The sequence below is a fragment of the Acinetobacter sp. genome (assembly GCF_041919735.1).
Classification (GTDB): Bacteria; Pseudomonadota; Gammaproteobacteria; order Pseudomonadales; family Moraxellaceae; genus Acinetobacter.
Genome location: NZ_JAYRTF010000013.1, coordinates 39,775 through 51,548, shown reverse-complemented (window position 1 = coordinate 51,548; position 11,774 = coordinate 39,775). Strand labels below are relative to the sequence as shown.

General features: G+C 44.6%; 7 protein-coding genes and 1 pseudogene. 3 read left to right on the top strand and 5 right to left on the bottom strand.

Translation table 11 applies throughout. The features are described 5' to 3' along the window. Positions 1–171: 171 nt before the first annotated feature. From nirD to ACE3T3_RS09255, 3 genes are all read right to left on the bottom strand, one after another. Positions 172–1,782: a nitrite reductase small subunit NirD gene (gene nirD / locus ACE3T3_RS09265; protein WP_374666276.1), complete on the bottom strand. Its 1,611-nt coding sequence runs from the start codon at positions 1,780–1,782 to the stop codon at positions 172–174. A gap of 105 nt (positions 1,783–1,887) precedes the next feature. Beyond that, entirely contained in the window at positions 1,888–4,434 is a 2,547-nt protein-coding gene (gene nirB / locus ACE3T3_RS09260) for a nitrite reductase large subunit NirB (protein ID WP_374666197.1), read from the bottom strand. A gap of 36 nt (positions 4,435–4,470) precedes the next feature. Beyond that, positions 4,471–5,856 carry an MFS transporter gene (locus ACE3T3_RS09255; RefSeq protein ID WP_374666195.1) on the bottom strand — a complete coding sequence of 462 codons (1,386 nt, stop codon included), beginning with the start codon at positions 5,854–5,856 and terminating at the stop codon, positions 4,471–4,473. 427 nt (positions 5,857–6,283) lie between these two features. Here ACE3T3_RS09255 and ACE3T3_RS09250 point away from each other — a divergent pair, with 427 nt between their 5' ends. The 3 genes and pseudogenes from ACE3T3_RS09250 (at position 6,284) to ACE3T3_RS09240 (ending at position 9,850) form a co-directional block, all read left to right on the top strand. Continuing rightward, on the top strand, positions 6,284–6,871 hold the full coding sequence (locus ACE3T3_RS09250) for an ANTAR domain-containing response regulator (protein WP_374666274.1): 588 nt from the start codon (positions 6,284–6,286) through the stop codon (positions 6,869–6,871). A gap of 3 nt (positions 6,872–6,874) precedes the next feature. Further along, positions 6,875–7,839, top strand: a pseudogene (locus tag ACE3T3_RS09245) (ABC transporter substrate-binding protein). 595 nt (positions 7,840–8,434) lie between these two features. Further along, entirely contained in the window at positions 8,435–9,850 is a 1,416-nt protein-coding gene (locus ACE3T3_RS09240) for an amidase (protein WP_374666193.1), read from the top strand. A 172-nt stretch (positions 9,851–10,022) separates the two neighbouring features. On the opposite strand, the gene ACE3T3_RS09235 is transcribed toward ACE3T3_RS09240, so the two are convergent. Both ACE3T3_RS09235 and tagF read right to left on the bottom strand, forming a co-directional pair. Then, positions 10,023–10,790, bottom strand: a complete 768-nt coding sequence (locus ACE3T3_RS09235; RefSeq protein WP_374666191.1) for an OmpA family protein — start codon at positions 10,788–10,790, stop codon at positions 10,023–10,025. 2 nt (positions 10,791–10,792) lie between these two features. Then, positions 10,793–11,752 carry a type VI secretion system-associated protein TagF gene (gene tagF / locus ACE3T3_RS09230; protein ID WP_374666189.1) on the bottom strand — a complete coding sequence of 320 codons (960 nt, stop codon included), beginning with the start codon at positions 11,750–11,752 and terminating at the stop codon, positions 10,793–10,795. Positions 11,753–11,774 lie beyond the last annotated feature (22 nt).

Here is an 11,774-nt window from a genome sequence, read left to right as displayed (position 1 = left end):
ATTACCAATAATCATTGTTTGACTTTTATGAAATTTTTAAAAAGCACCCTCTTTTTAAGGACGAGCGTAGTTACGCGCAAGAGGGAGAGGATTTATATGAAAGCCCCTCATCCTCTTGCGGAGCATGCTCCTCATCCCAGAGGGAGAAGGGACTTTCAAAAATATAGATTCTCACCCTGCTTTCTTTAAAGCAAAATCCTTACCAAATAACAATTTATTGCGGATTGAAGAAATAGAGGTTTGATCAGAAATCAATTCTGCATACCAAGCCCCATCCTCCGTATCACCAAACAATACCGCGCCGACAACCTTATCTTCTTGAATAATAATGCGTTTATAAATCTGACGTTTTTCATCATTCAAAATAATGTCTTCAAAATCATCTTCAGGTGCAAAATTTCCTGCGGAGAACACATCACAACCACTGACTTTCAACTGCGTCGGAACAGTCGGTGCTTTAAAGGTTAAACTGCCGTGCTCGGCCAAATGCGATGCACAAATAAAAGCTTGTCCCCACAATGGCTCAACCAAACCAAAAGTTTGATTTCGATGCTCAATACATTCACCCACCGCATAAATACTTGGGTCATAAGTTTGCATGGTGTCATTCACCAACACACCACGATTACAGCGTAAGCCCGCACTTTGCGCCAAAGCCATATTCGGACGGATACCTACAGCAAAAACCACAAGGTCTACATCCAAAACCGTGCCATCTTTTAGACGCACCTGAGTGACATGACCATCCACCCCAATCAGTTCCTCGGTATTGGCTTCGGTGAGGATTGAAATGCCCTTTTGCTCAATACTCTGACGCAACATTTGACTGGCTTTATCATCTAATTGACGTTCCATAATACGATCCATCAGATGTAACACGGTCACATGCATACCACGCTGTTTTAAACCATACGCAGCTTCCAATCCCAATAATCCACCACCAATCACTACAGCATTTTTCTTAGTTTTGCAGTAATCCAGCATGGTATTGACGTCATAAATATCACGGAAACTGAGTACCCCATTTAGATCTGCACCTTTGACAGGTGGAATAAACGGTTTCGAACCTGTGGCTAAAATCAGGCGGTCATAATCAACCATCAAGCCTTTTTCGGTATAGACCTGCTTCCGTGGACGATCGATACGCACGGCTGGATCGCCTGCAATAAAACGGATATTTTTATCGCTATACCATGCATGTGGATGCAGCATAATGTCATCAATGGTTTTATCTCCTGACAAGACAGGCGACAGCATGATGCGGTTATAGTTCCCCCATGGCTCTTCGCCAATCACCGTCACTTCATAACGCTCTGGCGCCATATCGAGTAGATCTTCCAGACAGCGCATACCCGCAAGCCCATTTCCAATCAGCACCAGTTTCATTTTTTCCTGAGCAGTTCCGTTATTGGTGATATAGGTTTTTTGCGCTGTCGGACTGATCAGTACGCGACCATTTTCAATTTTGCTTGGAAAAACCAACAATTTTTGTTCTTTATCTTCCAAACAACGCCCCGTCGCCAAACTGAAATGCTGTTTATAAATCGGGGATGCAACAACACGTTCACCTTGCAAATCACCAATAATGCCACGCGACATCACAAAAGCTTTGCTGAATGGATCTTGGTTGCTGAGTGCATACACGCGCTTTTCACTGCCGACCCGAAAAATTGCAATTTGCTGATTATCCAACAATGCACCAACACCTGTATTTGGAGTGATTTCATCCAAAGCGCAAACATCTAGCCAATCCAGTTCATTCATATCTTTTAAAACTGTCATCATCTTTATCCTTTTAAACTTTTATTTAAGCTCTAAATCCTTTCCCCCTTTGGGGGAAATCAGAAAGAGGGCTTAAAAACTAAATAAAAGTTTTACCTTTATAAATTAAGCCTCAACCACAGGAATACGTGTCACATCACGTTCTGCTTCAGTTTTCGGACGGATCTGCCCACGCACTTGTGCAAATTGAATGTGCGGATCTTGCTGCTGTTCTGCTTTCGCATTGATAAAAGTGACAAAACGTTTGCGTACCTCTGGATCTTCTACCGCAGTACGCCATTCATCTTGATACGTGCCCACCACATGACGCATACGCTGTTCCAGCTCCGCTGCAACGCCGAGTGAATCGTGAACCACCACATCTTTAAGGTAGTCCAAACCGCCTTCCATGTTGTCGCGCCATACTGAGGTCCGTTGCAAACGATCTGCGGTTTGGATATAGAACATAAAGAAACGGTCGATATATTGAATCAGCGTTTGCGTATCCAAGTCTGAGGCCAATAATTCTGCATGACGCGGTTTCATCCCACCGTTACCACAGACATAGAGATTCCAGCCCTTTTCAGTCGCAATCACACCGACATCTTTACTTTGCGCTTCGGCACATTCACGGGTACAACCCGAAACCGCCATTTTTAATTTATGCGGTGAACGTAAGCCCTTGTAGCGATTTTCAAGGAAAATGGCTAAACCGACAGAATCATCTACGCCATAACGGCACCATGTACTGCCCACACAGGATTTCACGGTACGTAATGATTTGCCGTAAGCATGACCAGACTCAAAACCTGCCTCGATCAGTTTTGTCCAAATCTCAGGCAGTTGATGCACTTGCGCGCCAAACATGTCCACACGTTGACCACCTGTCAGTTTGGTATATAAGCCATAGTCTTTGGCAATTTGACCGATTGCAATCAAACCATCAGGTGTGACTTCACCGCCCGCCATACGCGGGACGATCGAATAGGAACCATCTTTTTGAATATTGCCGAGGTAGTAATCATTACTGTCTTGCAAGCCTGCATGACTCGGCTTTAAAACAAAATCATTCCAGCAAGACGCCAAGATATTGGCTACTGTTGGCTTGCAAATATCACAGCCAATACCATGACCATGCTGCCCGATCAGATCGTCAAAGGTTTTGATTTCATTAACACGAACCAGGTGATACAGCTCTTGGCGTGAATAGGCAAAGTGTTCACAAATATGGTTATTGACTGTCACACCTTGACGTTGCAACTCAGATTTTAAAACTTGAGTCACTAAGGGCGCACATCCGCCACATGCGGTTGCGGCTTTGGTGCATTTTTTCAACGCCCCCAAAGAGGTTGAACCCTCCGCAATTGCACTACAGATATCCGCTTTAGACACGTTGTTGCATGAACAAATGGTTGCGCTCTCTGGTAGTAGATCGACACCACTGCCCCCTGATTTACTCGATGATTGCGCATACCCCGGCATGATTAAGCTTTCAGGATTTTCTGGGATGTCCAGTCCATTCAGCATCATTTGCAGCAAGTCGTTATATTCTTTGGCGCAACCGACCAGCACTGCACCCAATAATTTATTTTTTTCAGCATTGACGACGATCTTTTTATAGACCATCGCATCTTCATCGGCATAAAAATAACTGAGTGAATTTGGTGTCATGGCATGTGCATCACCCACCGAGGCAACATCCACCCCCATCAGTTTCAACTTGGTACTCATGTCTGCGCCGGCAAATGAATTGCAGGCTTGATCCATCACATGTTTTGCGGCAATACGCGCCATGTCATAGCCCGGTGCAACCAAACCATAAATTTTGTTCTGCCATAAGGCGCATTCACCAATTGCATAAATATCTGCATCGGAGGTTTGGCAATAATCATTGATCACGATCCCGCCACGTTCACCAATGGCCAAGCCGCTTTGACGCGCCAATTCATCCCGTGGGCGAATCCCTGCGGAAAACAACACGATATCTGTTTCAAGCTCAGAACCATCAGCAAACTTCATCACATGCGTGCTATTCGTGCCCTCTTCAATACTAGATGTCGCCTTTTGGGTATGGACTTTTACCCCGAGGTTTTCAATTTTCGAACGTAAAACTTTACCGCCTAAATCATCAATTTGAACCGCCATTAAGCGTGGCGCAAACTCAACCACATGGGTTTCCAAGTCCAAATCTCGTAAAGCTTTGGCTGCTTCCAAACCCAATAAGCCGCCACCAATCACCACACCTGTTTTTGCAGTCAGACTGGCTTGTTTGAGTGCATCCAGATCTTCAATGGTGCGATATACAAAGCAGTTTTCACGGTCATTGCCCGGAATTGGCGGAACAAAAGCATAGGAACCTGTCGCGAGAACCAGTTTGTCGTAAGCAATCACATCCCCATGCTGGGTCCTAACGCTTTTATTGAGTGCATCGATGTCAGTCACTTTTGTGCTTAAACGAAGATCGATACCATAAGCATCAGCAAAATCTGCACGGCAAAGGGTCAAATCTTTGGCTGATTTACCGGTAAAGTACTCGGTTAAATGTACACGGTCATAGGCCAAACGCGGTTCTTCTGCCAAGATGGTGATTTCAACTTCATCGCCTGCATGTTCCAACACAGATTCAATGAATTTGTGTCCAACCATGCCATGACCAATCATCACTAATTTCATCTCAATTCTCCTCAATTTTTCTGCTTATTCTTTGGCTTAAACGCTTTGCTTCATACTGGGTTTAATACTTGCCGAAGCATTTTGTTCAAGGCTTTCACGTTCAAGTACAGCGGCTTCAAATAACTTTTGTTCTTTCTCTTTATGCTCAACGGAGAAGCGGATCATCAGCACACAGCTTGCAGCGATCACCACCAAACCACCTAAAATCATCAATGTGCTTTGGATATCCAGCATCCCTTTGAGTAAGAAACCTGCTGCAACTGCACCGACATTGCCGCCTGCACCAATAATCCCTGCGACACCACCTAAGGCATCACGATCAATAAAGGGCACCAGTGCATAGGTTGCGCCACACGCCATGTGGGTAAATAAGGCAAATACCGTCATCGCGAGAATGGCAAGGACTGCGCTATTCATTTGTGAGAAAACCATCAGGAACAGACCTTCCATCAAAATCATCGCGAACAAGATTTGAGTACGGCCATCAAGCCCTTTTTTCATCGCCAATTTATCTGAAACAATACCGCCCAGTGCACGGGCAAATAACGCCAATAAACCAAAGATGCCCGCAGCCATCCCGGCTTCTTTTAAACCAAAGCTAAAATGCTCGACGTAATACATTGCGACAATGTTATGGATGAAAATTTCAATACCGAAACATGCTGCATAGGCACCAAATAAAATCCAAACACGGTAGTTTTTTGCAGCATGCATCAGGATTGCAACGCCGCCCTTTTTATCTGAGCCGACATGCACACCCTCTGCACGCAATTCTTTAAAGTTGCCTTGTGGACAGTCTTGAGTAAATTTCCAGTACATCAAACCCACAATCAACATCAGGACACCCGGAACGATGAGTGCAATTCTCCAGCCCATCGCTTGTTCAACACCGAACATCACCAAAGCACCGAGCATCAAGGGCATCAGCGCCTGTGTTGCACCGCCGCCGGCATTACCCCAACCTGCTGATGCAGCATTGGCTGTACCGACTACATTCGGCGCAAACATAATGCTGGTATGGTATTGCGTGATCACAAAGCTTGCGCCAATGGCACCAATCAGCAAACGGAAAAACAGGAAGGATTCATAACTGTTGGCAGACGCGACACCAAAGACTGGAATACTGCCGAGCACTAGCAGTGCGGTATAGGTTTTACGCGGCCCGTATTTATCACACAGCGGCCCGACAATCAGACGGACTAAAATGGTGATGGCCACTGCGGCAATATTAATATTGGCAATCTGGTCTTTGGTCAGATGAAATTCCCCTGCAATCACTGGCATCAGTGGTGCACAGGCAAACCATGCAAAGAAGCAGACAAAAAAAGCCAGCCAACTCATGTGGAAGGCTCTCATCGCTGCGCTGCTGAAACTGAAAAGACTTATTTTTGTGGCTTTTTTAGCTTCTAAATTTGAAGACATGACCATCTCCTTCCTGAACTGAGCGTATAGTGTTTTCTGCTATGCGGATTGCTGCACAGCAGAGTCGATCAGAACGGACGTCGTTGGCCGCCTTACAAATTTTATTAGAGTCGTCTTTGACTCATTAGAGATATAGCAACGAGCGTGCCAATTTATTTTCTTGAACTTATTTTTCTAATAACTATTTGTTTTATAAAGTAAATACTCTTAGGTAGTTCTTCATCAGCCAAATAGCCATCTATATGAAATTGAATTGCACGGTGTGCAAGCATTGTTCCTCCTTGCACAACATAAGTGCATCCAAGCCCCGCACACTGCAAAAAGAGGACCTCAAGATAAATTGATCCTGTTTCTTTATTTCCCCAGATTGGCATTGAAATTGCTAAGTATATTGATCCATATTTGTTTGCTCTGCTTGGGCCACCACATGCCAAAACTCAAAATTGTCCTGATCAATGATGATCCAGAACGTGCCAAGTTTATTCAGGCCTCGTTGATACAACATGATTTCGATGTTGTTGCGAGCCTACTAATCAAGCATTTAAATATAAACGATTTACAGCAACTGCATGCCGATGTAATTTTGCTGGACATGGATCATCCGCACTGCGACATTATCAAAAGCTGCGTCAGCCAATTTGATGTGCCTACCGTGCTCTTCACGAAAAACAGCCATACAGACACCATTAAAAGTGCGATTGAAGCAGGAGTCACAGCCTATATCGTTGACAAGATTGATCCTGCCAAACTGCAAAATATTTTAGAAATTTCAATAGAACAATTTAAAAAACATAAAAAACTCTTAAATGATTTAGCTGAAACCAAAAATAAATTGGCTGACCGCAAAGATATCGAAAAAGCTAAAGTGCTACTGATTCAGATGCATGGTCTTGCCGAAGAACAAGCCTTTAACCTACTGCGTAAAAATGCCATGAGCCACCGCATGACTATGGGTGAAATGGCGCGTCGCCTGCTCGATGCACAAACTTTATTACAGTCTCAATTTAAGGAATAAACCATGGCCACGCTTGAAAAAACCGATATTCAATTGGGCTATGTTCCGATGCTAGACTGCACTGCCATTTTATGGGCGCAGCATCAGGGCTATTTCGCCGCGCAAGGCTTAATGCCATTTAGTAAAGGAAACCTCGTGGGTAAGCCTGCGTGACCATTTAGCATTTGGCATTTTAGATGCCGCGCATTGCCTGTCCGCCATGCCGCCAGCCGCCGCAATCGGTGAAGATCAATTGGGAATCTCATTGCAAACATCATTGGTACTCAGCACCAGCCGCGCTTTTATCAGCCTAAGCCAGAAATTATGCTGGGATTTTGAAATCAGTGAACAGAATAAGCCTGCAGAATCTGCCGCTAAACTGGCTGCTGCCATCAAATCCGGTGCACAAGTGTTTAAACAATCAATCCACCATTATTGCTTAAGGGAATCGCTGGCTCTGGCCGATGATGCTTTGGCTAAAAATTGTTCTTTATCTGCTTTGCCGCCGCCGTATATGGTCAATGCCATTTCTGCACAGCAAATCGTCGGCTTCTGCGCAGGTGAACCATGGAATATTCAGGCGCAAATTCAAGGCTATAGCTGGGTCATTGCAGGCAGCAAGCAGATTATTCCAGAAGTTGCAGATAACGTTTTGGCGTTGACACAGGAATGGGTAAAACTGTATCCAGAAGCATTAACAGCCATAGAAACGGCCATTCAGCTTGCTCAGCATGATTTAAAGACATTGAGTTGTCTGGATCAGGTCTGGCAAATGCCGTAAAATTATCCGCTTTAACTGTTCGCCCCTCATTCATGTCGATAAATTTTATAAAATTCAAAATATTATCCGTTCATTTGGCACACAGGATTCAGTCCAAGCCAGTGATTTTGCATGGATCATTCAGCAAATGCGTAAATAGGATGGTGTCAAGCTGGATGATTCACGCATCAAAAAAATTGCAGCGCAATGCATCGGCAGGCACATTTAAACCTAAATATTTTTAGTAAACAAATAAATAACTGATTAGGTGTAAACAAATTATTCAGCTATTTGCGAGAGCATTCCATATTCTTTCAGCAAATATTTTTGGCTGAATATTGTTCGTTAGATGTGTCCGATGATTCATATCAGGCTCTATTGCGAGCATGTATATACTTTTCAGCAAAAGGCTTAGAGAAGATATTTAAAAGATCATTAAGCTTTGCCGCGGCGCTTTTTTTCAGCAGTATTTAGAAATAGAAATCTAAAAATTGAATGAGATGCAATTTGCAGTACATCGCCGCCAGCCAAAGCATGTCCATGGCAATATTGCCTAATCCAATCATGGTGCATTTAATTTTTGTCAGGCTGTTATTTCTTCAGCTGATTCTGCAAATCATAAATGGATTTTGGACAAATGAGCTTCTACAGCATGTAGATATTGCTTTGAGCCTATTTAAGTCCATCGGCGTCATCTGCTCTATCTCATTGTGCCGTTCATTTCATGCAGAGATAACCAGAGATTAATTTGACAATATTTGTTGTCAAAATATAATCTTCATTTGGAACGATGAGATTAAAAAAAACAAAATAGGAATTTATTGATGGACGCTCCGCGCACAACACGCATTCACAGTTTCTGCAATGATGTTTTAGAAGATTTCGACGCTGTAAAAATTGCACAGCTGATTAAAAATAAAGAAATTTCTGCAAAAGAAGCCGTACAGGCATCCATCTTGCGCGTAAAAAAAGTCAACCCTGTTTTAAATGCTGTCCAAGCAGAGCAATTTGAAAAAGCGCTGCAGCTCAGCGGACAGCAGCAGAATGGCATTTTTGCCGGGGTTCCTTTTTTTATGAAAGACAATACCGATTTAGCCGGATTGCCGACGCATCATGGTTCTCAGGCCATTCATAGTCCGCCGGTCACTCAAAATCCTGTACTCAGCCAGCAGCTGGCTGATCAGGGCTTTATCTTTTTAGGCAAAAGCAGCATGCCTGAATTTGGCCTGAATGCGACCACAGAATACAAAGATGGCTCTGCGACACTGAATCCTTGGCATACCGAATTTTCTTGCGGCGCTTCTTCCGGCGGCTCAGCCGCTTTGGTGGCCGCAGGTGCAGTGCCCATCGCGCATGCCAATGATGGAGGCGGCTCAATCCGCATCCCAGCGGCCTGCTGCGGTTTAATTGGCCTCAAACCGACACGCGGACGCACACGCGACAGCGAGGCTGCCAGCAAGCTGCCGATTAATATCATTTCCGAAGGCGTCCTCACGCGCAGCGTCAGAGATACTGCGCATTTTATGGCGGGAATGGAGCGCAGTTTCTATAATGTGCAGCTGCCTAAAATGGGCTTAATTGAGCATGCATCCAACAGGAAACTGCGTATCGGAGTTGCCAAGCAATCTATTACCGGCACTGTTGATGCAGAAACTGCATCTGCGCTGGAAAATACAGTCCAGCTTCTGGAAAACTTAGGCCATCACGTAGAAACATTTCAGCTGCCGTTTTCAGCAAATTTTGTCCAAGATTTCAGCCACTATTGGGGCTTTTTATCGTTTATGCTGCAAAGCTTCGGCAAAAAGCTCTTTGGTTCCAGCTTTCAGCCGGAAGAGCTGGATCATTTAACCGTTGGATTGTCTAAATTGTATAAACGCAATTTTTATAAAACACCGCTGTTTTTGCACCGCTTAAAAAAGATTCAGCATGAATATCAGCAAATGTTCAGCCAGTTTGATGTTTTGCTTTCTCCGGTCTTAGCGCACACCACACCCAAGCTTGGCTATATTTCACCGCAGCTGTCTTTCGATGAGCTATTTGCAAGAATTCAAAATTATGTCACTTTCACACCCATCCAAAATATTGCGGGTGCGCCGGCAATTTCCTTACCGCTGGGCCAGACCGCTGAACATGGTTTGCCTATCGGCATGCAATTATCGGCCAATTTAGGTGATGAACGCACCTTGCTGGAATTGGCTTATCAGCTGGAAGAGGCTCAGCCCTGGGCTAAAATTCAATGATAAGGGCACATTGAAACGCTATTTTTTACCCCTATCCTTACATGCAATATACATTGTAATGACAGCTGCACGCTTTAAGCGATTCAGCTCATTTTTCTGTTTCAAACAATAAAACCGAATTCAGCGGTTTTATTGTTTGATTTGGAATAAATAATCATTTGAAGCACGGGGCTTACAGGACTTCAAACTCAATGCGGCGGTTCTTTTTGCGACCTTCTGCTGTTGCATTATCAGCAACAGGCTTAGCTGCCCCCAAGCCTTCGGCACTCATGCTGTCTCCTGCAATATTTTTGCTGGTCAAATAGTTTTTTACTGCCGCAGCACGCTCCTGACTCAATGCCAGATTTTTTGCGCTGTCGCCAGAACTGTCCGTATGGCCAATAATTTTGACTTTCTTGCCGCCAACTTTATTCAAAGCCACGGCCATTTCATTCAGTATTTGCATCCCAGATGGCGCTAGAACAGCACTCCCGGACTCAAATTCAATAATGCGGTTTTTCAATGCCGCATCAATAATCTGCTGCTCCGCTGCATTGACGCTCAGCTCAGTATTGATTTTAAAGCCTAGTGGCATCAAGCTTTGAAACTTCGCAGCCGTGGCTGGTATTTCCTCCGCATTGCTGACTTTACCTGTCAACCGGACTTGCATGCCGCGTACAGACAGCTGTCCCTGTTTTACTTTTTTTAAATCTTCAACAATGGCATTGCTTACCGTACTGCTCCAGCCATTGGGTGCAGCCACCATACGCACCTGTATCTTGTCCACGACATTTTCACGACCATAAGCCGCATAGGCTTTATTCAAAATTTCTTGTTTAGCCGCTTCATTCGGCACAGCGCCTTCAATCACAATCGGCTGCTGTGCATAGCTGAAACCGCCAAACAGGCTCAAAAGGATGCACGCCATTGTCTTAAAAATATGGTTTTTATATGTATTCATGCTTAATCCTCTATAAATGTCTGCCGGAACAGTTTGATGGCTTGGGTTAGGCTCATTTGCCGTTCACACAGCGCCTGTTCCAGCGTAGCCAGTCCTGCATTTTGTTCTAAATACGGATCAACCCACTGCGCATCAATCAACGACACCCAATGTTCATTGTCGATATCTTGAGTAAAAATGCTGCTAAGCGCCCGGATATCTGCCCCTTGGAATCCTAGAAGCAGCTTTGGCGATTCACTGTGCAAAATGCCGATCAATAATTCTGCATTTTTCTTTTCAATAAAGCGGCTGATCAAGTTGACCCAAAAGGCGGCGATTTCATAGCAGTAGCTGATATTGCCTATCGGCAGGATCAGCACTTTATTCAAACGCGCTGTGCCATGCTGAATAATCGGCTGCAGTAAAAGCCCTAAGCCAATCATGCTTTGCGCCAGCTGATACGGGCTGAAATTCAGCATCTTGGCAAAAGAATGCACGGTATGATGCTCATAAAATGAAACGGCTTCTTCTGTACCGAATATTTGAATTTCATCCGACAGCTTGCTTAATTTATCCAGCAGCACATCAGGATCACGGATAGAGCGCATAATGCGATTGCGCTGATATAAGTCAATCAGCGCCGGCTTATAGCGGTATGGCGCAAACAGGATGTTGTCAAAGGGATCATCCAGCTCCAGCAGATGGCACAGCACCATTGGAAACTGGCGGCCGGAACTGTCTTCACTGCTGATCAAATTCGCGGCGAGAAACCGTTTATCTTGCGGACTGGCAATAAAAAAGTCTAAGGATGGCAGAGTTGCATAGGCCTCCTGAAAATGTTCAGAACGCATTGCCTGCTCCAGCGCTTCCGTCATCCATTGATCCATCAGCTGAATCAAAGCATGCTGGCCGCGCGACTTCAAAAAGTCACCGTGCGCCGGACATTTCCCATAATACAGCGGTGTGGTTTTCAGCTCATGCATCGCAGTGCCTCCTGCTTTTCCT